Source organism: Amycolatopsis sp. NPDC026612 (assembly GCF_040638285.1).
Taxonomy (GTDB): domain Bacteria; phylum Actinomycetota; class Actinomycetes; order Mycobacteriales; family Pseudonocardiaceae; genus Amycolatopsis.
Genome location: NZ_JBEZYB010000016.1, coordinates 68,364 through 90,683, shown reverse-complemented (window position 1 = coordinate 90,683; position 22,320 = coordinate 68,364). Strand labels below are relative to the sequence as shown.

At 72.5% G+C, this 22,320-nt stretch carries 18 protein-coding genes; 4 read left to right on the top strand and 14 right to left on the bottom strand.

What is annotated here, in order from left to right; all coding sequences use genetic code 11:
• Nucleotides 1-119: 119 nt before the first annotated feature.
• Nucleotides 120-3,293, bottom strand: a complete 3,174-nt coding sequence (locus AB0F15_RS17540; RefSeq protein ID WP_360271127.1) for an ATP-dependent DNA helicase — start codon at nt 3,291-3,293, stop codon at nt 120-122.
• A gap of 173 nt (nt 3,294-3,466) precedes the next feature.
• Here AB0F15_RS17540 and AB0F15_RS17535 point away from each other — a divergent pair, with 173 nt between their 5' ends.
• Complete coding sequence (locus AB0F15_RS17535) at nt 3,467-3,784, top strand: MGMT family protein (protein ID WP_360271044.1); 318 nt, start codon at nt 3,467-3,469, stop codon at nt 3,782-3,784.
• Nucleotides 3,785-3,795: 11 nt separating this feature from the next.
• Here the strand turns inward: AB0F15_RS17535 and AB0F15_RS17530 are convergent, their stop codons facing one another.
• Complete coding sequence (locus tag AB0F15_RS17530; RefSeq protein WP_360271043.1) at nt 3,796-4,611, bottom strand: uroporphyrinogen-III synthase; 816 nt, start codon at nt 4,609-4,611, stop codon at nt 3,796-3,798.
• On the bottom strand, nt 4,604-5,572 hold the full coding sequence (locus tag AB0F15_RS17525; protein ID WP_360271042.1) for a YafY family protein: 969 nt from the start codon (nt 5,570-5,572) through the stop codon (nt 4,604-4,606). The genes AB0F15_RS17530 and AB0F15_RS17525 overlap by 8 nt, the downstream gene beginning before the upstream one ends.
• 63 nt (nt 5,573-5,635) lie before the next feature.
• Between AB0F15_RS17525 and AB0F15_RS17520 the strand changes: the two genes are divergently transcribed.
• Nucleotides 5,636-6,034: a DUF3224 domain-containing protein gene (locus AB0F15_RS17520; RefSeq protein WP_360271040.1), complete on the top strand. Its 399-nt coding sequence runs from the start codon at nt 5,636-5,638 to the stop codon at nt 6,032-6,034.
• A gap of 9 nt (nt 6,035-6,043) precedes the next feature.
• Nucleotides 6,044-7,147, top strand: a complete 1,104-nt coding sequence (locus AB0F15_RS17515; protein WP_360271038.1) for a crosslink repair DNA glycosylase YcaQ family protein — start codon at nt 6,044-6,046, stop codon at nt 7,145-7,147.
• A 26-nt stretch (nt 7,148-7,173) separates the two neighbouring features.
• Here AB0F15_RS17515 and AB0F15_RS17510 read toward each other — a convergent pair whose 3' ends face one another.
• From AB0F15_RS17510 to AB0F15_RS17460, 11 genes are all read right to left on the bottom strand, one after another.
• The gene (locus AB0F15_RS17510) at nt 7,174-7,839 is read right to left on the bottom strand and encodes a DUF4097 family beta strand repeat-containing protein (RefSeq protein WP_360271036.1); all 666 of its coding nucleotides are present in this window, start codon (nt 7,837-7,839) and stop codon (nt 7,174-7,176) included.
• Between the two features lie 96 nt (nt 7,840-7,935).
• Nucleotides 7,936-9,039, bottom strand: a complete 1,104-nt coding sequence (locus tag AB0F15_RS17505; protein ID WP_360271034.1) for a uroporphyrinogen-III synthase — start codon at nt 9,037-9,039, stop codon at nt 7,936-7,938.
• Nucleotides 9,036-9,377 (bottom strand): nitrite reductase small subunit NirD, encoded by a 342-nt coding sequence (gene nirD, locus AB0F15_RS17500; protein ID WP_360271033.1) that lies wholly within the window; start codon nt 9,375-9,377, stop codon nt 9,036-9,038. The genes AB0F15_RS17505 and nirD overlap by 4 nt, the downstream gene beginning before the upstream one ends.
• Nucleotides 9,374-11,896: a nitrite reductase large subunit NirB gene (gene nirB / locus AB0F15_RS17495; protein ID WP_360271031.1), complete on the bottom strand. Its 2,523-nt coding sequence runs from the start codon at nt 11,894-11,896 to the stop codon at nt 9,374-9,376. Before nirB ends, nirD begins: the two co-directional genes overlap by 4 nt.
• 1 nt (nt 11,897) lies before the next feature.
• Nucleotides 11,898-13,256 (bottom strand): nitrate/nitrite transporter, encoded by a 1,359-nt coding sequence (locus AB0F15_RS17490; protein WP_360271029.1) that lies wholly within the window; start codon nt 13,254-13,256, stop codon nt 11,898-11,900.
• Between the two features lie 46 nt (nt 13,257-13,302).
• The gene (locus AB0F15_RS17485) at nt 13,303-14,730 is read right to left on the bottom strand and encodes an FAD-dependent oxidoreductase (RefSeq protein ID WP_360271027.1); all 1,428 of its coding nucleotides are present in this window, start codon (nt 14,728-14,730) and stop codon (nt 13,303-13,305) included.
• On the bottom strand, nt 14,727-16,775 hold the full coding sequence (locus tag AB0F15_RS17480; protein ID WP_360271026.1) for a molybdopterin oxidoreductase family protein: 2,049 nt from the start codon (nt 16,773-16,775) through the stop codon (nt 14,727-14,729). Before AB0F15_RS17480 ends, AB0F15_RS17485 begins: the two co-directional genes overlap by 4 nt.
• 261 nt (nt 16,776-17,036) lie before the next feature.
• On the bottom strand, nt 17,037-17,834 hold the full coding sequence (locus AB0F15_RS17475) for a TIGR02569 family protein (RefSeq protein ID WP_360271025.1): 798 nt from the start codon (nt 17,832-17,834) through the stop codon (nt 17,037-17,039).
• Between the two features lie 129 nt (nt 17,835-17,963).
• The gene (gene moeZ, locus AB0F15_RS17470; protein WP_360271023.1) at nt 17,964-19,139 is read right to left on the bottom strand and encodes an adenylyltransferase/sulfurtransferase MoeZ; all 1,176 of its coding nucleotides are present in this window, start codon (nt 19,137-19,139) and stop codon (nt 17,964-17,966) included.
• 114 nt (nt 19,140-19,253) lie between these two features.
• Entirely contained in the window at nt 19,254-20,411 is a 1,158-nt protein-coding gene (locus AB0F15_RS17465) for a DUF3152 domain-containing protein (RefSeq protein ID WP_360271021.1), read from the bottom strand.
• A gap of 81 nt (nt 20,412-20,492) precedes the next feature.
• Complete coding sequence (locus AB0F15_RS17460) at nt 20,493-21,485, bottom strand: alpha/beta fold hydrolase (RefSeq protein ID WP_360271020.1); 993 nt, start codon at nt 21,483-21,485, stop codon at nt 20,493-20,495.
• Nucleotides 21,486-21,597: 112 nt separating this feature from the next.
• On the opposite strand from AB0F15_RS17460, the gene AB0F15_RS17455 reads away from it, so the two are divergent.
• Nucleotides 21,598-22,224 carry a TetR/AcrR family transcriptional regulator gene (locus AB0F15_RS17455; RefSeq protein WP_360271018.1) on the top strand — a complete coding sequence of 209 codons (627 nt, stop codon included), beginning with the start codon at nt 21,598-21,600 and terminating at the stop codon, nt 22,222-22,224.
• The last annotated feature ends 96 nt before the right edge of the window (nt 22,225-22,320 follow it).

Genomic DNA, 22,320 nt, shown 5'->3' with positions numbered 1-22,320 from the left:
TTCACGTGAAAGTGCCGGTTTGCGCCACAAAGCGGCGCTTTCACGTGAAAGTGGCGCTTTGGATCGCAAAGCGTAGCTTTCACGTGAAAGTGCCGCAGTGGTCGAGGTGGTCGAGGTGGTCATGGGCCTGGCACCTGACGGCCCTCGGGGCGCAGGGGGCAGCAGCCCCGGGCCGGGCAGCGGTCGCAGTCCGGGTTCTCCTGCGCCTGGTAGTCCGGCCCCGCCGCCGACGCGGCCGCCTTCTGGACCAGCTCCAGCCACTGCTTGCCGCCCACCTCGTCGAGTGGCGGCTGCGACCTCTCCGTCGCCCCGGTCTTGTTGTTGGCCTTCGCGACGTACACCAGCCGCGCGCCGCCGGCCTCGGTGCGGCCCTCGATCGCCCCCAGCAGCACCGCCAGCTGGTACGCCGCCAGCTGCGGGTGCGCCTCGGCCTCCGCGCCGGACACCGGGACCTTGCCCGTCTTGATGTCGACGATCACCGGACGTCCGTCGGCATCCAGCTCGACCCGATCGACGCGCCCGCGCAGCAGCACCCGGACGTCGTCCGAACCGGCCGACGGCAGCTCGACCTCGATGTCCTGCTCGACCCCGGCTTCCTTGAGCTCCTTCCGGCTCTGCTCCAGCCACGTCGTGAAGTTGCGCAGCATCTGCTCGACGCGACGCCGTTCGCGCCGGGAGAACCACGGCGCCCCCGCGTCGACCCGCACCCAGGCCTCGTCCAGCGCGGCCTGCAGCTCGGCGTCGGTGCTGCCGGACGCCACGGCCTGGGCGAGCCCGTGCACCAGCGTGCCGGTCACCGCCGCCAGCTGCGCCGGGTCGCTGCCGCCGTGGCGCTCGATCATCCAGCGCAGCGGGCACTTCGTCAGGATTTCCACAGTGGACGGTGAGATCCGGATGAGGTCGCCCGGCGGGTGCACCGGCTCGTCGCTGGACGCCGGGAGCAGGCCGTACCACGTCGACGGGTGCGCACCCGGGACCTTCGCGTCGGCCAGCCGGGCCAGCTGCTTCGCCGCCCGGCGGCGGCGGGCGGGGTCGGCCTTGTCGTCGCAGACGACCTCGCGCAGCTCCCCCACCAGCTCGGCGAGCACCAGCGACCGGCCGGGGGGCTTCATCCGCGAGTCGAGGCCGCCGTCGTCGGCGCCGTTCTCCTCCAGGTCGTCGAGGAACCGGGACGGCTGCTCGTCCTCCCCCGACACCGCCGTGACCAGGAGTGTCTGCTTCGCCCGGCTCATCGCCAGGTAGAACAGGCGCCGCTCCTCGGCGAGGATCGGCGCGGTCTGGGAGACGGCGTCGTCGTCCACTCCGGCCATCAGGTCCTTGAGCCGTTCCACGCCCAGCACGGAACCCCGGAGCCGCAGGTCCGGCCACGCGCCCTCCTGCACACCGGCGACGGCGACGACCGTCCACTCGCGACCGGCGGCGGCGTGCGCGGTGAGCAGCGAGACGCCGTCGGACGGCACGGCCGCCGGCGCCAGGGTGTCGCCCGCGATCCGTTGCGCGCCGAGGTAATCGGCGAAGGAGGCGACGCTCGCGCGGGGCAGCCGGTCGACGTACCGGCCCGCGGCGTCGAACAGCGCGACGACGGCGTCGAGATCACGATCGGCCTGCGCGCCCAGTGATCCGCCGCGGTCGACCTGCCGCAGCAGCTTGTCCTGGAGCCCGCTTTCCCGCCACAGCTGCCACAGCACCTGCTCGACGCCTTCGCCGCGCGCCACGGCCTGGTGGGTCAGGCGCAGCAGGCCGCCGACCCGCCGCACCGGCTCGGCCTCGGCGTCGGCCAGGCCGGCGAGGATGTCGCCGCCGCGCAACGCTTCGACGAGCAGTTCGTCGCTCGAACGCTGCCCGCCACCGGCCAGTTCGAGCCGCCGCAGGCCGCGCCGCAACCGCCGCAGCGCCAAGGGGTCCGCGCCGCCGAGGGCCGACGACAGCAGCATTTCCGCGAGGTCGACGTCGAGGAGTTCGGGTGCGGGCGCGAGCTTCAGCACGGCCAGCAGCGGCCGCACCGCGGACTGCTTGGCCAGCGGCAGTTCCTCGGTCGCCGAGCCGATCGGGACGCCCGCCGCGCGCAACGCGCGTTGCAGCACCAGGAAGGTCCGCGCCGGCGACCGGACGAGCACGGCGATCTCCGACCACGGCACGCCGTCGACGAGGTGCGCGCGGCGGAGCTGGTCGGCGATCCAGCTCGCCTCGGCGGCCGGCGTCGGCATCACGCGGACGCGGACGTTCCCGCCGGTCGCTTCCGGCGGCGAAACGATCTTGCGGTGCGCCGACGCGCCCGGGAGTGTTGCACCGATCTTCCGCACGGCCAGGCGGATGGCCGGGGCCTGCCGGTGCGCCGTGGTGAGCGTGACGGTCCGGCTGCCGTCCGGGTCGGCGTCGGCGAACAGGCTCGCGTCGGCGCCGCGGAAGGAGAACACGTTCTGGTCGGGATCGCCCGCCACGACGAACTCGGCCGCGGTGTGCCCGATCATCCGGACCAGGCCGGTCTGCAGCGGGTCGAGGTGGTGGGCGTCGTCGACGAACAGGTGCCGCACGCGGGTGCGCTCCCGCTCGCGCAGCTCGTCGTCGTCCTCCAGGGCGAGCAGCGCGGAGGTGACCAGCTCGGCAGCGTCCAGCGCGGGCGCGCTGGCGACGCCGAGGGCGTTGCCGCCCGCGCCCTGCAGCTGCGTGACCTCTTCGTACTGCGCCCAGAACTGCCCGGCGGCGATCCACTCCTCACGGCCCCGGCGGCGGCCCAGCTCGGCGAGGTCCTCCGGGCCGAGCCCGCGCTCGGCCGCGCGCATCAGCAGGTCACGCAGCTCTTCGGCGAACCCGGGGACCATCAGGGCGGGTCGCAGCTGCTCGGGCCAGTACTCCGCTCCTTCGTCGAGGTCACCGGCCAGGAGTTCGCGGACGACGACGTCCTGCTCGGCGCCGGCGAGCAGGCGCGGCGGCGGGAGCTCTTCGGCCATCGCCTCCAGCCGCAGCAGCGAGTAGGCGTAGGAGTGCACGGTGCGAACGAGTGGTTCGCGGACGGTCCGGGGCAGCGGCCGCCCCTGGTCGGGATCGGCGGTGAGCCGGCGCGTGATGTCGGCGCGCAGCGTGTCGGCGGACCTGCGGGACGTGGTGAGCACGAGCACGCTCTCCGGATCGGCGCCCTCGGCGATGCGGCGGGTGGCGGCCGAGGCCAGCAGCGCCGTCTTGCCGGTGCCGGGGCCGCCGAGCACGCGGAGGAACCCACCGGGTGCGGATCGCACGCGCCGGGCGCCTGCGTCCCAGGTGAACGCGGGTGTGGCGGTGACCGGCGTGCGCACCAGCCGTGCGTTCGCCTGCTCCGTTCGCCTGCCGTTCACCCAGCGATGGAACCACGCCCGGTCCCCCGGGTGGTGCACCGGCACGGCTTAGCGGGGGTGCGTTCGGTGAAGGCGCCCGGCGGTGCGGCGGACGGCTGCGGAAAGTGTCGTACCCGTGCGGCAGAGTGTTCGGTATGGACGACGTTCTGCACGAGCGCGTGCGGGAAATCATCGAGTCCGTGCCGCCCGGCACGGTGGCGACGTACGGCGACATCGCGGCCCTCGCGGGCGCGCCGTCGCCGCGGATGATCGGCGCGATCCTGGCCGAGGACGGGCACGACCTGCCGTGGCACCGGATCCTGCGCGCGAACGGCACCCCGGCCCCGCACCTGGTCCACGACCAGCTGGAACGGCTGCGCGGGGAGGGCGTACTGGCCGACGGCCAGCGCGTCGACCTGCGGAAGTACCGGTGGAAACCGGACGGGGAGGAGGAACCTGAAGGTCTGTTCTAGGACTCCGCTGTTTAAGACTCCGCCTTGCCGAGCTTCGTGACGAGCAGCTTCACCAGCGCGCCCAGGCGCTGGCGGTCCGGCTGCAGCGTCTCGACGCCCACCGCCTCCAGCGGGGCCGCCGTCACCGGGCCGACGCACGCCACCACCAGCGGCCCGCGCAAGGCGGCGAGCAGCTCCTGGTCGCGCCCGGACGTCCGGGCCAGTGCCAGGAAGTTCGCCGCCGCCGGGGCGCTCGTGAACGCCAGTGCGTCCAGCTCGCCCGCCACGACCGCGTCGATCAGGCGGTGCACCGGGGTGACGTCCGGCGGCGAATGCCAGCGGTAGGGCTGCAGCTCGACCAGGGAGGCGCCGGCCCGCACCAGGGGGTCCGTGAGCTCCGGCAGCGGCGTCCCGTGCAGCTGGACGGCCACCCGCTCGCCACCGACCCCGGCGGCCGCCAACGCTCCGAACAGTTCCGCGTTGCTCTCCGACGCGGCCGAAAAGGACTCGCGCAGGCCCACGCCGCGGACCGCGCCGACGGCCTTCGGGCCGCGGGCGTAGATCCGGGACTCCCCCAGTGCCGCGACGAGCCGGTCGCGCAGGCCCCAGCCCTCGGCCGCGGCCAGCCAGCCGCGGAAGCCCGCGCCCGTCGTGACCACCGTGAACCCGACCGGGGCCGCCAGCACGGCTTCGGTACCGGCCCGCAGCTCGGGGTCGGCGTCGAGCGGCACGATGGTGATCGTCGGGGCGTGCCGGATCTCGGCGCCGTAGCGTTCGAGAGCCGCGATGAATTCGCCGGCTCGCCGTTCGGCCGTGACCCCGATCGCGGTCCCGCTCAGCTCACCCATAGAACGCGCCCATCTCCTCGATCGCTTCCGTCAGCTCCGCCCGCAGGTCCGCCGGTGCCAGGACCTCCAGGTGCGGCCCGAAGCGCAGCAGCTCGCCGATGGCCGGTTCGCCCGGCTCCACCGGCAGCTCCACGGTGAGCCAGCCGTCCGCGTCGGGCTCGTTCCGGCAGTCGCGCAACGCGCGGGCGCCGACCGAGCCTGCGTAGAACGGTACGAGAGCCTGCGCCCGCGGCGAAAGCCGCACCACCGCCACGCGTGGGAACATCCGGCGTTCGAACTGCTCGGACCACTCCTGCCAGTACCGCGCGAGGTCGAACCCGGCGGGCCGCTCGAACACCTCGCCGAGGTCGGTGAGCTCCAGCACCCGCGAGATCCGGTAGGTCCGGTCGGTGCCGTCGCAGCGGCCCGCGAGGTACCAGTTGCCCGCTTTGAGGATCAGCCCCAGCGGCTCCAGGTCCCGCTCGACGACGCGCTGGCCCCACCGTTCGTAGCGGATGCGGATCCGGTGCGACGACCACACCGCGTCGGCGATGGCGGACAGCACCGGCAGGCTTTCGACGCCCCGGTGCCAGCCGGGAACGTCCAGGTAGAACCGCTCGGCGACACGCCCGGCGCGGTCGCGCAACTCGGCGGGCAACGCGGCGTAGAGCTTGAGCTGCGCTGCCGCCAGGACCGTGCCGAGGCCCAGCTCGGCCGCCGCCACGGGCAGCCCGGCCAGCGACAGCGACTGGGCCTCTTCCTCGGTCATCCCGGTGAGCCGGGTGCGGTAGCCGTCGACCAGCCGGTAGCCGCCGGTCCGGCCGCGGTCGGCGTACACCGGGACGCCGGCCGCCGAGAGCGCGTCGATGTCCCGGTAGACCGTCCGCACCGAGACCTCGAGCTCTTCGGCCAGCTCCTCGGCCGTCATCCGGCCGCGGTTCTGCAGCAGCAGGAGGACGGACAGGAGACGGCTCGCGCGCATGCTCGGGATTCTGGCAGAAATACCTGACACGAGCTGACAGGTATGCCCGGCAGGGTGGTTCTCATGAACGCATTCACCATGAAGAACTGGGACGAGAAGATCGTCAGCGGCACCGAGAACACCGGCCCCCGGGTGGCGTACGCGCACGCCGCGATGGCGTACGAAGGGGTCATCGAGGGTGAGTCGATCTGCGACCTTCTGCTGTACTACGCGGGCGAAGGCTACGAAAGCGGCCAGACGACGTCACCGTGCTTCGAGCGCTTCGAGGGCAAAGTCGACGGTCGCGAAGGGACGTTCATCGTGCGCCACGAGTTCACCTTCGACGCGAAGGGCATCGCCTCGACGTTCACCGTCGTCCCCGGCTCGGGCACCGGCGCGCTGACCGGGCTCACCGGCAGCGGCACCGTCGGCGGCGCGATGGGCGAAGAGAAAATGGGCTACACCTTCGAGTACACGTTCTAGGAGCCGCACGTGGACCGCCGTCAGGTACTCGCCTACCGCATCGCCGAGCACGGCCTGCACCGCTCGGCGCGGGACGTGGCCGACCTCGCCGTCGTCCGGGCCGGGTTGCAGGACAGCATGCGCGACACCGCGCTGCTCGCCCTCGTCGCCCGGCTCGACGGCTCGCCGTCGCTCGAAGACGACGAACGGCTCGTCCTGGCCTGGACGTTGCGCGGCGCGCCCCACTACCACCTGCGATCGGACCTGACCGAAGCGATCCGCGCGCTGGTTCCGCTGGACGACGCGGACGCGCTGGCGCGGATGCTGTGGCAGCGCAAGGAAATGGCGGCGACCGGGCTGGCCGCGCGCGAAGTGGTGTTCACGGCGGCGGCCGCCATCCGGAAGGTCGTCACGGAACCGATGACGAAGGGCGCGGTGAGCGCGGCGGTGACGAAGGTGCTGCCGCCGTCGTTCTCCCGGTGGTGCCGGGGCTGCAACGCGACGCACATCCAGGAACAGCTGATGCGGGTCGCCACCCCGCACGGCGGCGTCCGGCTGGTGGCGGGGGCGTCCCCGGCGACGCTGGCCCCGCTGGAGGGCCGCGGCCGGCTCCGGAAGACGCCGGACCCGGCCGCGGCGACGGCGGTGATCGAGCGGTACCTGCGGCTCAACGGCCCGGCGTCCCCGGGCGAAGCGGCGGAGTTCGCGGGCACGGCCCGCGCGGTCGTGGACCGGACGTGGCCGGCGGACCTGGCCGAGGTCGAGGTCGACGGCAAGACCCGCTACCTGCCCGCGGACCGGCTCCAGGCGCTGGAGAACCCGCCGGAGCCGGCCGTGGTGCGGCTGCTGCCGCCGCTGGACCCGTTCATCCAGGCGCGCGACAAGGCGGTACTGGTCCCGGATCCGGCGCGGCGCAAGGAAGTCTGGAAGATGCTCGGCAACCCGGGGGTGCTGCTCGCGGACGGCGAGATCGCGGGAACGTGGCGCACGAAGGGCAGCGGGGCGAAGCTGGCGTTCACGCTGACGGCGTTCGACCCGCTGCGCCCGGGCATCCGCGAGGAAGCGGAAGCCGAGGCGGCCCGGGTGGCGACCGCGCGCGGGTTCGAGAAGCACGCGGTCACCTGGGTGGGCTGAAGCGACTCGATGTGGCGGGGGCGGGGTCACCGGCTGTGGGCGTCGATGTCGCCGTAGGACGTGGTCGCCTGGATGGTCAGGCCCGCCGTGCCCTCGCTGTTCCGGAGGGCGTTGCGGATCCGGCCGTAGGTGGTCCCGGCGTCGAGGGACGCGGAGACGCCGGGGGCCGCGCCGACCGTGATGTCCCCCGCCTGGGTGCTCAGGACCAGGTTCCCGCTCACCGCCTCGGCGATCCGGATGTCGCCCTTGCCGGTGGTGATCTCCGCGGGACCGGTCAGGCGGCCGACCGAGACGTCACCCGCGTGGGCCTTCAGGCGGAGGGCGGCGACCTCGTCGAAGACCACCTCGCCGTGCGCTCCCTCGACGGTGACGTCGCCGAGCCTGCCGACGCCCCGCAGTTCGACGCTGGCGGCCTTGGCGTCGACGCGGGAACCGGCGGGCAGCTCGACGACGACCTCGAGCGCACCGGACGAGCCGAAGTACTGGTTCTTCGCCGCGACCTCGACCCGCAGGACGCCGTCGTCGAAGGACACTGTCGCCTGCGAGGCCGCCTTCACGTCGCGGCTCTTCGCCGGGTCGGCGGGCAGGACCTGGACCGTGGTGTCCTCGCGGAGAGCCGCGACGAACCGGACGCGGCCGGCGGGGATGGCGAGGACGGTGGCGATCGGGGCGGGGGTGGCGAACTTCTGCATCGGATGCTCCTTGGTGGCTCGGGGGTGTGAACCCACCATCGCCGGGCGCACTGACACCGCCGGGCCACCGCACTGACACGGCCGCTGACACGGCGGTCAGGCGTCGACGGCCAGCCGGTACCCGCGCTTCACCACCGTCTGGACGACCTTCCCGCCCCCCAGTGACGTCCGCAGCCGCCCGATCGCCGTCTCCACGGCGTGCTCCTCGCCGCCCCCCGGCAACGCCGCGATCAGCTCGCGGCGGGAAACCACCCGGCCCGGCGACGCCGCCAGCGCTCGCAACAGCGCCATCGGGGCCGGCGCCACCTCGCACCACTCGCCGTCCACGATGGCCGCCTGGCCGCGCAGCTCGATCGCGTGGCCGCCCGCCCGCAACCGCGGGGAGCGCGCCACCAGTGTCTCCGCCACCGTCCGGGCCAGCGCCCCGATCCGCGCCCGGTGCGGCTGGACCGTCGGCACCCCCAAAGCCGCCAGCGGGCCGGCCGTGATCGGGCCGACGCACGCCGCCACCACCGGGCCCGACAGCGCCGAAACGAGCCCCGGCAACCGGCCGGTCCGCCGGGCCAGCGCGATGAGCGACGCCGCCGCCGGGGCGCTCGTGAACGGCAGCGCGTGGATCGAGCCGTCGAGGACGCCGTCGAGCAGGCGGTCCACCGGGCCCGGGTCGACCGGGCCGACCCAGCGGTACACCGGGATCTCGATGACCTCCGCCCCGGCCGCCCGCAGCGTGTCGACGAAGTACGGCAACGGCTCCCCGTGCAGCTGGACCGCGATCCGCTGCCCGTCGACCCCCGACGACAGCAGGTGCTGCAGCAGCTCCGCGTTGCTCTCCGACGCGGGCGAGTACGACTCCGAGAGCCCGGCCGCCCGGAGCGCGCCGGTCACCTTCGGCCCCCGTGCCAGCAGCGAAGCCGCGGAAAGCCGCGCGAGCAGGCTGTCCCCCAGCCCCCAGCCCTCGGCGGCTTCGAGCCAGCCGCGGAAGCCGATGCCCGTCGTCGCCACCACCGCGTCCACCGGCGCCTCGAGCAGCCTCGACGTCGCCTCGTGCAGCTCGGTGTCGTCCGTCAGCGGCACGATCCGGATCGCCGGGCCGTAGCGGACGCTCGCCCCCTTGCGCACCAGCAGCGCGCCGAGCTCGTCAGCCCGGCGCGCCGCGGTGATGCCGATGACGAAACCGGCCAACGGGAGGACATCGGTCACGGACTCTCCACTTCGACCACGCCCTCTCGCACCCTCACTTCATACACCGGGACCGAGACGTCCTCGGCGTCCAGGCACCGGCCGCTGTCGAGCGCGAACCGGTCCTTGTAGACCGGCGACGCCACCACCGGCACGCCGTCCGCGTCGCCGACGATGCCGCGCGAGAGCACCGCGGCTCCGCTGCACGGGTCCCAGTTGGACAGGGCGTACCAGCGCTCGCCCGGCAGCCGGAAGATCGCCACCTGCACGCCGTCCAGCAGCGCGGCGACCCCCGAGTACTCCGGCACGACGTCCGCCGCGCACACCGCCGTCCAGGTTCGTTCGATCGACGTCGTCATCGCCGCACCTCGCTGTTCGAAAAGCCCGGGACGCCCAGCATCACGGGCACTTTCTGCTGCCGCTCTTCGCGGAAGGAGATCGCCGGGTCCGGGGCGCCCGGCGCGTTGACGAAGGAGGTGAACCGGGCCAGCTTCTCCGGGTCCTCCAGGACGCCCTTCCACTCGTCGGCGTAGTTGTCGACGTGCTTGGCCATCGCCGCGTCGAGGTCCTCGCAGATGCCGAGCGAGTCGTCGACGATCACCGCGCGCAGGTGGTCGAGACCGCCCTCCAGCTCCTCGATCCACGGCGCGGTGCGCTGCAGCCGGTCGGCGGTCCGCACGTAGAACATGAGGAACCGGTCGATGGTCCGGATCAGCGTCTCACTGTCCACATCGGACACCAGCAGCTCGGCGTGCCGCGGGGTCGTGCCGCCGTTGCCGCCGACGTAGAGGTTCCAGCCGTTCTCGGTGGCGATGATGCCGAAGTCCTTGCTCCGCGCCTCGGCGCACTCGCGGGCACAGCCCGAGACCGCGGACTTGAGCTTGTGCGGCGAACGCAGGCCGCGGTAACGCAGCTCCAGCTCGATCGCCAGCCCGACGCTGTCCTGGACGCCGTAGCGGCACCACGTCGACCCGACGCACGACTTCACCGTGCGCAGCGCCTTGCCGTAGGCGTGCCCGGACTCGAACCCGGCGTCGACGAGCCGCCGCCAGATGAGCGGCAGCTGGTCCACGGTCGCCCCGAACAGGTCGATCCGCTGGCCGCCGGTGATCTTGGTGTACAGCCCGAAGTCGCGGGCCACCTCGCCGATCACGATCAGCTTGTCCGGCGTGATCTCGCCGCCGGGGATCCGCGGCACCACCGAATACGTGCCGTTGCGCTGCAGGTTCGCCAGGTACCGGTCGTTGGTGTCCTGCAGGGTCATCTGCTCGCCGCCGAGCACGTGCCCGTTGCCGAGGGTGGCCAGGATGGACGCCACCGCCGGCTTGCAGATCGCGCAGCCGCTGCCCGAGCCGTAGCGGCCGATCAGTTCGCTGAACGTCGCGATCCGCGTGGCCTGGACGATCTCGAACAGCTCCGCGCGCGACTGCGGGAAGTGCTCACAGAGCGCCTTCGACTGCTCGACGCCGGCGGCGTTCAGCAGCCTGCCCAGCAGCGGGACGCACGACCCGCAGGCGGTCCCCGCCCGGGTGCACGCCTTCAGCTTCGGGACGGTGTCGCAGCCGTCTTCGTGGATGGCCTGGGTGATCGTGCCCTTCGACACCGCGTTGCACGAGCAGATCTGCGCCGCGTCGGGCAGCGCGTCGACGCCGACCGCGGCGCCGCCGCCCGCCGGGGCGAGGATCGCGCCCGGCTCGGCCGGCAGCGGACGGCCGACCAGCGCCCGCAGCGTGTTGTACTCGGTGGCGTCGCCGACGAGCACACCACCCAGGAGGGTCTTGCCGTCGTCGGTGACCACGAGCTTCTTGTACGTCCCGGCGACTGCGTCGTTGACGGCGACCTCGAGAGCGCCTTCGGTCTGAGCGTGCGCGTCGCCGAAGGAGGCGACGTCGACGCCCATCAGCTTGAGCTTCGTGGAGGTGTCCGGTTCCGGGAACGTCCCGGCACCCCCGGTGAGCTGTGCGGCGACGATCTCCGCCATCGCGTACCCGGGCGCCACGATGCCGTACACCTTGCCCTCGACCGCGGCGCACTCGCCGATCGCGTAGATCGCCGGGTCGCCGGTCCGGCAGGACGCATCCGTGAGGACACCGCCGCGCGGGCCCAGCTCGAGGCCGGACTGCCGGGCGAGGTCGTCCCGCGGCCGGATGCCGGCGGAGAACACGACGAGGTCGACGTCGAGTTCGGTGCCGTTGCCCAGCTTCGCCAGCAGCCGCGAGCCGTCGGCCTCGATGGCGTTGGTGGACGTTCCCGTGTGGACGGTGACGTCCAGCGCCGTGATCATCCGGCGGAGCATCGACCCGCCGCCCTCGTCGACCTGCAGCGGCATCAGCCGCGGCGCCATCTCGACGACGTGCGGGGACAGGCCCATGTCCCGCAGCGCCTTCGCCGCTTCCAGGCCGAGCAGGCCACCGCCGATGACGACGGCCGAGCGGCGGCCGCGGCCGGGCTTGTCGACGGCGGCGGCGCGGATCGCGTCGAGGTCCTCGATGGTCCGGTAGACGAAGCAGCCGTCCAGGTCGTGCCCGGGGACCGGCGGCACGAACGGCCGCGAGCCGGTGGCCAGCACCAGCGCGTCGTAGGGAACGACCGCGCCGGACGCCGTGGTGACCGTGCGAGCGTCCCGGTCGACCGAGACGGCCAGCTCGCCGAGCCTCAGGTCGACGTGCTCGTCGCCCGCGTAGTCCGAGCCGGGGAGGGCCAGCGTGGCCGGGTCCCAGGTGTCCACGTAGGACGTGAGCGCCACCCGGTCGTACGCCGGGCGCGGCTCCTCGGACAGGACGACGATGTGCCAGTTACCGGAGGGGTCTTCCGCGCGCACCGCCTCCACGAGCCGGTGGGCGACCATGCCGTGTCCGGCGACGACCAAGGTGGGCATCTCAGACCTCCGCTCCCGCGAGCGCCAGACCGCGCTCACTCGTGGGCTGTTCGGCGGGCTTCCGCAGGTAAACCGCCCAGGTGACGGCGAAGCAGAGCCCGTAGAAGATCAGGAATCCGATGAAGGCGGGCACCCCGCTCTTGGTGTCGGCGAACGACTGCCGGAACGCGAGGTTGATGAACAGGCCGCCCTCGGCGCCGATCGCGCCGGCCAGGCCGATCAGCGCGCCGGACAGCCGCCGCGCCTTGAGCAGTTCGGCCGCCTCCCCGGCGCCGTTCGCGATGGCGATCTTCGCCTTGGCGCGGAAGATCGCCGGGATCATCTTGTACGTCGAGCCGTTGCCGACGCCGGCGAGCACGAACAGCACGATGAACGAGATCGTGAACAGCGTCAGGGACTTCGACGTCGAGGCGAGGATCAGCACGACCGTGGCCAGCGCCATCCCGATGAACGTGGTGAAGGTGATCTTGCCGCCGCCGATCCGGTCGGACAGCCAGCCGCCCGCCGGCCGCGAGATCGAGCCGAGCAGCGGGCCGAGGAACGTCACCGCGGCCGCCTGCAGCGGCGTCCGGCCGAACTGGTTCTGCAGCACCAGGCCGAAGGCGAAGCTGTAGCCGATGAACGAGCCGAACGTGCCGACGTAGAGGAACGACATCACCCAGGTGTGCGGCTCCTTGACGATCTCGCGCATCGCCTTGGTGTCGCCCTTCACGCTGGCGAGGTTGTCCATGTAGAAGTACGCGCACGCCGCGGCGACCACGATCAGCGGGATGTAGACGTAGAGCACGATCCGCGGGGCGGTCGCGCCCGCCGTGCCGATCACCAGCAGCCCGATCAGCTGGATCGCCGCGACGCCGAGGTTGCCGCCACCGGCGTTGAGGCCCAGCGCCCAGCCCTTGTGCTTCTCGGGGTAGAAGGTGTTGATGTTCGTCATCGACGACGCGAAGTTGCCGCCGCCGACACCGCCGAGGGCCGCGACCAGCAGGAACGTGCCGAGTGACGTGCCGGGGTGCAGCACCACCGCGGCCAGGATCGTCGGGATCAGCAGCAGCAGCGCGCTGACGACCGTCCAGTTGCGGCCACCGAACTTCGCCACGGCGAAGGTGTAGGGCAGCCGCATCAGGCCACCGATCAGCGTCGGCGTCGAGACGAGGAGGAACTTGTCCGCGGCGGAGAAGCCGTAGTCCTTGCCCATGAACAGGACGATGACCGACCACAGGGTCCAGACGGAGAAGCCGATGTGCTCGGCGAAGACCGAGAACCAGAGGTTGCGGCGGGCGATCTTCTTGCCCGTGGACTCCCAGAACTCCTCGTTCTCCGGTTCCCAGTGTTCGATCCAGTGCTTGCCTTGGTGGGCCACGGTGTTCTCCTTCGTGCGGCGGTTCGGGGTGGTCAGTGGGGATCGGTCACTGCGCGGCGAGCCAGTTGGCGATGCCGCCGACGGTGTCGGAGCACCCGCCGCAGCCCGTCGTGGCTCGCGTGGCCCGCGCCAGTGCGGGAGTGTCGGTGGCCCCGGCCTTCCAGGCTTCGATCAGCCGGCCCTTGGTGACGTTGTTGCAGCGGCAGATCACCGCGGCCGCGGGCAGGTCGGCCGGGCTGGCGGCCGGGGTGCTGCCGGTGGGCAGCGCGCGGCCCAGCAGGACGGCGAGGCGGTCGTCGGGCAGCAGCGTGCCGCGGTCGTGGAACTGGGTGATCGTCGCGGCGGCGTCGGGCAGGCCGAGCAGGATCGCCCCGGCGACGCGGTTTTCGCGGACGACGAGCTTGCCGTACCGGCCGCCGGTGGGGTCGTTGAACGTCAGCACCTCGGCGCCGCCGTCGGACGCTTCGAGCTGGGTCTCGCCCAGCGCGGCGAGGTCGATGCCGCGGGCCTTGAGCCGGGTGACGGCCGTCGTGCCGCGGTAGCGGGCGGCCGCGTTGGTGCCGGTCAGGACGTCGGCCAGCACCGACGCCTGCTCCCACGCGGGCTGGATCAGCCCGGCCGGGGCGCCGGGGTGGCGGGCGCAGTCGCCGAGGGCGTGGATGCGGCCGTCGCTGGTGCGCAGCGTGTCGTCCACGACGATCGCGCCGTCGATGGCGAGCCCGGCTTCGGCGGCCAGGCGCGTCTCGGGGCGGACACCGGCGGCGACGACGACCAGGTCGGCCGGGACGAGCGTGCCGTCGTCGAGCTTGAGCCCGTCACCGGGGAGGTAGCGGGCGGCGGTGGCGCCGAACTTGAAGGTGACGCCCATTTCGGTGAGCTGCCGGGCCAGTACGTGCCCGGCGGCGGCGTCGAGCTGACGCTCCATGACGTGCCCCAGCGGGTGCACGACGGTCACCTGGTTGCCGCGCCCGGCCAGGCCGCGGGCGGCTTCGAGGCCGAGCAGGCCGCCGCCGAGCACGGCGACCGGCGCGCCGAAGCGGGCGGCGTCGAGGATCTTGGCGCAGTCGTCGAGGCTGCGGAAGGCGACCACGCCCGGTCCGGCTTCGAGGCCTTCGACCGGCGGGATCCACGGGTTGGCGCCGGTGGCGAGCACCAGGGCGTCGTAGTCCACGGCGGAGCCGTCGCCCAGCTCGACGCAGCGCTTCTCGCGGTCGATGCGGGCGACGTCGACACCGAGCCGGAGGTCGATGTTGTGGCGCGTGGCCCACTCGTCGTCGTGCAGGCGGACGCTTTCGGCGCTCATCCCGCCGGCGACGACGGCGGACAGCAGCACCCGGTTGTAGGCGGCGTGCTTCTCGGCGCCGAGCACGGTCAGCCGGACCCGCTCGGCGATCGGGTCGCGGCGGCGGATCTCGTCGGCCAGGCGGGCACCGGCCATCCCATAGCCGACGATGACGACTTCACGGGGGCTCATGCGACACCATCCACAGTAGACAGAGACACGGCACACACCTTGAACTCCGGCATCCGGGAGACCGGGTCGAGCGCCGGGTTGGTGAACAGGTTGGCGCGCTGCTCACCGGGGAAGTGGAACGGAAGGAAGACGAGGTCGGGCTTGAGGCTCTGCGTGAACCGGACCCGCGCGACCGTCTCGCCGCGCCGGGACCGGACCACGGCGCGGTCGCCTTCCTCCAGCCCGGCTCGCTTGGCGGTGTCCGGGTGGACCTCGACGAACGCCTCGGGGACGACCTCGTTGAGCTCCTCGACCAGCCGGGTCTGCGCGCCCGACTGGTAGTGCTGCAGCACGCGGCCGGTGGTGGCCTGCAGGGGAAACTCGTCGTCCGGCAGCTCGGCCGGGCCGGTGTGCTCGACCGGCACGAACCGCGCGCGGCCGTCGGGGTGGGCGAAGGTGCCGAGGAACATCCGCGGGGTACCGGGGTGGTCGTTCGCCGGGACCGGCCAGTGCAGGGCTTCGCCCGCGCGCAGCCGGTCGTAGCTGACGCCGGAGTAGTCGGCGATGCCGCCCTTCGACGCGATCCGCAGCTCCTCGAACACCGTCTCGGCGTCGGTGGGGAAGCGTCCCGCCGGCTGGCCCAGCCGCTCGGCGAGCCCGTGGAGGACGTCCAGGTCGGACCGGACGCCGGCCGGCGGGTCCAAGGCCTTGCGCCGCAACAGGACGCGGCCTTCGAGATTGGTGAGCGTCCCGTCCTCTTCGGCCCACTGGGTGACGGGCAGGACGACGTCGGCCATCGCCGCGGTCTCCGACAGCACGAAGTCGGCGACGACCAGGAGGTCCAGCGAAGCCAGCCGGTCCTGGACGCGCTGCGAGCGCGGCGCCGAGACGACCACGTTGCTGCCGAACACCATCAGCGCCTTCGGGCCGTTCTCCTGGCCGAGCGCTTCGAGCAGCTCGGTCGCCGAGCGGCCGGGGCCGGGCAGGCTGTCCGCGTCGACGCCCCACACGCCCGCGACGTACTCACGGGCGGCCGGGTCGTCGAGTTTGCGGTAGCCGGGCAGCTGGTCGGCCTTCTGGCCGTGCTCGCGGCCGCCCTGGCCGTTGCCCTGGCCGGTGAGGCAGCCGTAGCCGGAACCGTTGCGGCCGGGCAGGCCGAGGCTCAGCGCGAGGTTGATCCAGGCGCCGACGGTCGCGGTGCCGGTGGCGTGCTGCTCGGTGCCGCGAGCGGTGAGGATGTAGGCGTTGCGGGCGGCGGCGAGCTTCTCCGCCGCCAGGCGCATGTCGGCGGCCGAGACACCGGTGACGCGCTCGGCGCGTTCGGGCCACCAGCTCGCGGCGATCCGCCACATCTCCGCGAACCCGCTCGTCCGGTCGTCCACATAGGACTGGTCGAGGTGGCCGCCTTCGACGACGGCGTGCAGGGTCCCGAGCGCCAGCGCAAGATCCGTGCCCGGCGCGGGCGCCAGGTGCAGGCTCGCCAGCTCGGCGGTCGGGGTGCGCCGCGGGTCGACGACGATCAGGTCGGTGCCGCGCAGGTGCTGGGTGAACGGCGGCATCGTCTCGGCCGGGTTCGCCCCCGCGAGCAGCACGACGTCGGCGTTCTTGAGATCCGTGACGGGGAACGGCATCCCGCGGTCGGCCCCGAAGGCCTTGATCCCCGCGGCGGCGGCCGAAGACATGCAGAACCGGCCGTTGTAGTCGATCTGCGAGGTGCCGAGCGCGACGCGGGCGAACTTGCCGAGCAGGTAGGCCTTTTCGTTGGTCAGCCCGCCGCCGCCGAAGATCGCGACCCCGTCCGGCCCGTGTTCGGCCTGGATCGCTTCGAGCTTCCGGGCGACGTGGTCGAGGGCGAAGTCCCAGCCGACCGGCTCGAGCACCCCGTTCACGCGCAGCAGCGGGCTGGTCAGCCGCTTCGGCGACGTGAGCAGAGCACCCGAGGTCCAGCCCTTCTGGCACAGGCCGCCGGCGTTCACCGGGAAGTCCCGCGGCGTCACACGGGTGGCGTCGAGGCTCATCCCGCACTGCAGGGCGCAGTACGGACAGTGGGTTTCGACCTGCGGCACGGGCACCTCCTCGGCGTTTCGGGATTGCCCTGACGCTAAGGAGGCCTTGTTAACCGGATTCGACCGAATGTTTCAGGCAGTTGACATTGCGGCGATATGTCCGGCGCCCGGCCGGTGAGATCCGCGTCCACCTGCCGGGAGTCCGGAGGTCAACGGCGCTTGTCCGCGATGACCGGCGGTCGTGGGACGTCGGTCACAAGCGACCCTCCGCAGTCCTGTCGGTCGGTGATCACCCGATCACCGCCCCCGCCAGGTCGGCGCTCAAAGGACGCCGGACACCTCGCGGGCCGCGGCGCGCAGGCCGTCCAGCGACGCCTGCGTCGAGCGGGGGTTCAGGGCGTTGGACGCCAGCCGGAACAGCACCGCGCGCAGCAGCAGCTGCGGCCACTCCGGCAGGTGCGCCCAGCGCTCCAGCAGGTCCCGGCCCGCGCCGCCCCAGGCGAGCGCGTCGACCGCGACGATCGCCGCGCCGTACTCCCCCGGCCGGTAGTACGGCACGAAGTCGACCACGCCGGGGACGTCGTGGCCGTCGAACAGCAGCCCGGCCAGCAACTCGCCGTGGGCCACCTGCGAAGGCAGCCGGACCGGGCGGCGGGCGCCGGCGAGGACCTCGAACCAGCGGCCGCCCTTCGTCTCGTCCAGGGGAAGGTCGAGCTCTTCCCAGGCGACGCGGTCGGCGACGGCGTCGACGTCCTGACGCGCGTCGAGGAACTCGGGCCGGGGCAGGCCGATCGTGGCCCGGTGCAGCTTGACCGCCGCCAGCACCGACGCGTCGCCGCGGTGCTCGGGTGTGCCGGGGACGAACCGCGTCGCCGTCCAGCCGCCGACGATCCAGCGGCCGTCGGTGGACCGGACCGGCTTCGCGACCCGCAGCCCCGGTTCGCGGACGTATTCGAGCGCGTGGGCGGTCCACAGCGTCTTGACCTTGTCGGTGACCGGCTTGAGCACGAGGTCGCCGCAGCGCCACGCCGTCGAGTCCGGCAGCCGTTCGCCGCCGCCGGCGGGACCGCCGAAGGCCGCGCAGACGTGCGCCGGAGGACGTTCGAGGGTTGACCGCACGAGCGTGACGTTACCCGGCCGGGTGTTCCACGATCGAGAAGACGCGCTGCTCACACAGGGTTTCTCCGCTCCGGCGAACGCCGTGAAGGCCGCCTCCGAACCGGAGACGGCCTTCACGGAGGACCACTGTCAGTAGGTCGGCAGGCTCGGGTCGATCTGCTTCGCCCAGGCGAGCACGCCGCCGCCGAGGTGCGTCGCGTCCTTGAAGCCGGCCGCGTGCAGGGCGGCGAGCGCCTCGGCGGACCGGGCACCCGACTTGCAGTGCAGGACGATCGGCTTGTCCTGCGGCAGCTCGGCGAGGGCCTCGCCGGAGAGGATCCGGTCCTTCGGGATCAGCGTCGCGCCCTTGATGTTGACGATCTCGTACTCGTGCGGCTCGCGGACGTCGATCAGCGCGAAGTTCTCGCCGCTGTCGAACTTGGCCTTGAGCTCCGCCGGGGTGATGGTGCTGCCCGACGCCGCCGAAGCCGCCTCGTCGGAAACCACGCCGCAGAACGCCTCGTAGTCGATCAGCTCGGTGATCTTCGGGGTGTCCGGATCCTTGCGGATCTTCACCTCGCGGTACTTCATGTCCAGCGCGTCGTAGCTGATCAGGCGGCCGAGCAGCGGGTCGCCGATGCCGGTGATGAGCTTGATCGCCTCGGTCACCATGATCGAGCCGATGGACGCGCACAGCACGCCCAGCACGCCACCCTCGGCGCAGGACGGGACCATGCCCGGGGGCGGCGGCTCCGGGTAGAGGTCGCGGTAGTTGAGGCCCTTGCCGTTCGGCGCGTCCTCCCAGAACACGCTGACCTGGCCCTCGAACCGGAAGATCGAGCCCCAGACGTACGGCTTGCCCAGCAGCACCGCGGCGTCGTTCACCAGGTAGCGCGTCGCGAAGTTGTCGGTGCCGTCGACGATCAGGTCGTACTGCTCGAAGATCTCGAGCGCGTTCGACGAGTCGAGGCGGTCGGTGTGCAGGTACACCTTGACCAGCGGGTTGATCTCGGCGATCGACTCCTGCGCGGACGCGGCCTTGAGCTTGCCGACGTCGGACTGGCCGTGGATGACCTGGCGCTGCAGGTTCGACTCGTCCACGACGTCGAAGTCGACGATGCCGAGCGTGCCGACCCCGGCCGCGGCCAGGTACAGCAGCGCGGGGCTGCCGAGGCCGCCGGCGCCGATGACCAGGACCTTCGCGTTCTTCAGCCGCTTCTGCCCGGTCACCCCGACGTCCGGGATGATCAGGTGACGGCTGTACCGGGCCACCTCGTCCTTGGTGAGCTCGGCAGCCGGCTCGACGAGCGGCGGCAGTGCTGACATCGGGTCCTCCATCTCGCGCGGATCGCGTCCATCCCACTATGCCCAACGCGCGCGGGCAAACAAGCCTTCCCGCGTCCGCATGCTGGGAACGTTGCCGGGTCCGGGGACGGTGGGCTAGCTCTTCGGCGAGGGGTTCGGCCAGGAGTTGGTCGTGCAGACGCGGCCGTCCTTGGCCACCTTGCCGTGGTCGCCACCGGGGATGTCGTTGAGCATCGACACGTAGTCGTCGTTGACGCCGAAGGACTGCTGCATCATCACCGGCGCGGGCTGGCCGGCGCCGGGGCAGCCGACGTGCTGGTTGCCCAGCGCGTGGCCGACCTCGTGGTTGATGGCGTACTGCCGGTACCCCGTCATGTCGGCGCCGTAGGCCTTCGCGCCGCGGACCCAGCGGGCCAGGTTGATCAGCACCCGGCCGAGGCTCTTGCGGTAGCAGGAGGCCTCGAACTTGATCTGGAACCCGCAGGCGTCCGCGCGGTGCGTGGTTTCCGGCGTCGTGAGGCTCACCCGGAACGACGGGTTCGGGAAGCTGGCGTCGACGCGCTGGAACGCGACCTTGCCGTCCCACGTCCAGCTCTTGGGATCGGACAGGGTGCCCTGCACGGCCGTCGCGAAGGCGTCGTCACCGGCGTAGCTGGCCGGGTCGATGCCGTCCTCGACCTCGACGGTGTAGGTGTACAGCTTCCCGTTGCCGACCTTCGGGCCGCTGCCCGGCACGACGTGCCACTTGCCCTGGCCCGCCTCCGTGAACGGGCCACCGGCCGGCAGGTCCGCCGTCGGCACGTTGAGGTCGACCGGCGTGGCCGGGTTTTCCGGGATGCCCTGGTCGCCACCGCCGTCGATGGCGCCGCCGGAGGTGTCGCCGCCCGCCGACTCGACGCCGGCCGCGGACGTGTTCTGCTCGGCGATCGGCTGGGCCGGGCTGTTGGCGGTGTTGACCACGACGAGCACGGTCAGCACGACCAGGATCGGCAGGGCGTAGACGCGCCAGCCGTAGGTCTTGGTGAGCTTCGCGATGCCCGCCTTCGACGGCGGCTCGGCGCTCTTCTCCCGCGGGACTTCGACGTGCGGCTTCCAGGAGGCGCTCAGCGGCTCGGCGTTCGTCCGCCGCCCGCCCGGGCGGTAGCGGTCCTCGTCGACGCGCTGGGCCGGCGCCTTCGCCGGGCGGTACTGCCCGGTGCGGGGGTGGTTTTCGGGGTCCGGCGTGCGGCGGCCCGGCGCACGGTGGGGCGCCCGCCGATCCTCACCTCGCGCATCCTGCTTCACCCGGTCCACCGCACCAGGGTGCCACAGCACCGGGGCACCGCTCTCGGCGACTGGCGGATCATCGAGTGAACTCGGCACCACCCGTTCGGCCTACCAGGAGCCCGCTTCGACGTGCTCCCACATGCCCAGGACGGCCTTCGCGACGACGATCGGGCGTTCCATCTGCGCCACGTGGCCGGTGCGCGGGAGCACCAGCAACCGGGCCCGCGGGATCGCCCGGGCGGTCCGCACCGCACGCTTCACGGAGATGACGCGGTCCTCCCGGCCCCACACGACCAGCGTCGGCGCCTTGACGAGCGGCGCGACCGACCACAGCGACGCCTTCCCCAGCGTCGACCACGCCCGGAAGATGGCGAACGTGCTGCGGGCCATCGCGGGCGCCGCCCAGGCGAACCCGGCGCGGGCGCCGTGTTCCTCGGTCAGTTCGTCGAGCCGGCTCTCCGGGAACCGCGACGGGTCCGCGAAGCACAGCTTGATGACCTGCGCGGCGCGTTCCCGCGGCCCGAGCGCGGCCAGCTGGGCCCGCACGCGCGCGCCGACCAGCGGCAGGTAGGCGAACGCCATCCGCGGGTCCGACAGCCGCCGCGGGTCGGGACGCAGGTCGGGGACCGCCGGCGAAATCAGCGTCAGCGTCTTCACCAGCTCCGGCCGCTGAGCCGCGACGAGCAGCGAAATCGCCCCGCCCATGGAGTTGCCGAACAGGTGCACCGGCGCGCCGCCTGCCCCCGGAAAGCCGGTCTCGATGTGCCGCGCGACGACGTCGGCGTAGGCCTGCAGGCTGAAGTCGAACCCCTTTTCGGGCTCCGAGCTGCCGAAGCCGGGCAAGTCGGGCGCGCTGCCGGCGGCGACCGGCGCGAGCAGCGCGGCCAGGTCGGTCCAGTTCGTCGACGAGCCGCCGAGGCCGTGGACGTACACCGCGGGCACGCCGTCCGAGCCCGGCGTGCGGCGGACGTGGAGCCGGGCGGTGCCGACCTCTTCGAAGGCCGCCGGCCACGGCGGCGGGACCGGGTCGAGCGACGGCAGCGCCCTGCTCGAGAACGGCACGTGGGTGAGCGGTGGCCGCGCCGGCACGGGGGTGTTCACGGGTCCAGAATGCCCGACCCTTGGCGCGGCACACGTACCGGCGAGTAATCTTCAGGCGACTTCACGCGGTGGTGACCCCGCCCGTCGAAGAAGCGAAGACGGGAGGATGGCCATGACGGAGATGACGCGGCTGCAGCAACGCGGGGTGCGGCTGCCCAGGACCGAGCGCCGGGCCCAGCTCCTCGCCGCGGCGCAGCGGGTCTTCGCCGAGAACGGCTACCACGCCGCCGCGATGGACGAGATCGCCGAAGTGGCCGGCGTCAGCAAGCCGGTGCTCTACCAGCACTTTCCCGGCAAACTCGACCTCTACATCGCGCTGCTGGAAAGCCACGTCGACGAGCTGATCAGACGCGTGCAGAACGCGCTGGACTCGACGACGGAGAACAAGCAGCGCGTCCCGGCGACGGTCGGCGCGTTCTTCGACTTCGTCAGCGAGGACGCGGGCGCGTTCCGGATGGTCTTCGAGTCCGACCTGCGCGGCGAGCCGGCTGTCCAGGAGGCGGTCGACCGAGCGACGTCGGCGAGCGTGGACGCGATCACGGAGACGATCACCGCGGACGCGGGCCTCGACGAGGACAAGGCGCGGCTGCTGGCCGTGGGCCTGGTCGGGATGAGCCAGGTCAGCGCCCGGTTCTGGCTGCAGCACCACCAGTCGATGAGCCGCGAGGAAGCGGTGGCCCTGACGGCGAACCTGGCCTGGCGCGGCATCGGCGGCGGCTTCCCCCTCAAGGACTCCTGACCCGACCGCCAAAGCGACGGCCAAAGCGGCACTTTCACGTGAAAGCTACGCTTTGCACCGCAAAGCGGCACTTTCACGTGAAGTCCGGTCGCCGAT

What these genes read in the sequence shown, in the direction of transcription:
- AB0F15_RS17525 (WP_360271042.1), bottom strand. Translation starts at nt 5,572, where the DNA reads ATGCGCGCGAGCCGTCTCCTGTCCGTCCTCCTGCTGCTGCAGAACCGC.
- AB0F15_RS17455 (WP_360271018.1), top strand. Translation starts at nt 21,598, where the DNA reads ATGACGGAGATGACGCGGCTGCAGCAACGCGGGGTGCGGCTGCCCAGG.
- nirD (WP_360271033.1), bottom strand. Translation starts at nt 9,377, where the DNA reads ATGACGACGTCGATCGAACGAACCTGGACGGCGGTGTGCGCGGCGGAC.
- moeZ (WP_360271023.1), bottom strand. Translation starts at nt 19,139, where the DNA reads ATGTCAGCACTGCCGCCGCTCGTCGAGCCGGCTGCCGAGCTCACCAAG.
- AB0F15_RS17510 (WP_360271036.1), bottom strand. Translation starts at nt 7,839, where the DNA reads ATGCAGAAGTTCGCCACCCCCGCCCCGATCGCCACCGTCCTCGCCATC.
- AB0F15_RS17485 (WP_360271027.1), bottom strand. Translation starts at nt 14,730, where the DNA reads ATGAGCCCCCGTGAAGTCGTCATCGTCGGCTATGGGATGGCCGGTGCC.
- AB0F15_RS17530 (WP_360271043.1), bottom strand. Translation starts at nt 4,611, where the DNA reads ATGGGTGAGCTGAGCGGGACCGCGATCGGGGTCACGGCCGAACGGCGA.
- AB0F15_RS17520 (WP_360271040.1), top strand. Translation starts at nt 5,636, where the DNA reads ATGAACGCATTCACCATGAAGAACTGGGACGAGAAGATCGTCAGCGGC.
- AB0F15_RS17535 (WP_360271044.1), top strand. Translation starts at nt 3,467, where the DNA reads ATGGACGACGTTCTGCACGAGCGCGTGCGGGAAATCATCGAGTCCGTG.
- nirB (WP_360271031.1), bottom strand. Translation starts at nt 11,896, where the DNA reads ATGCCCACCTTGGTCGTCGCCGGACACGGCATGGTCGCCCACCGGCTC.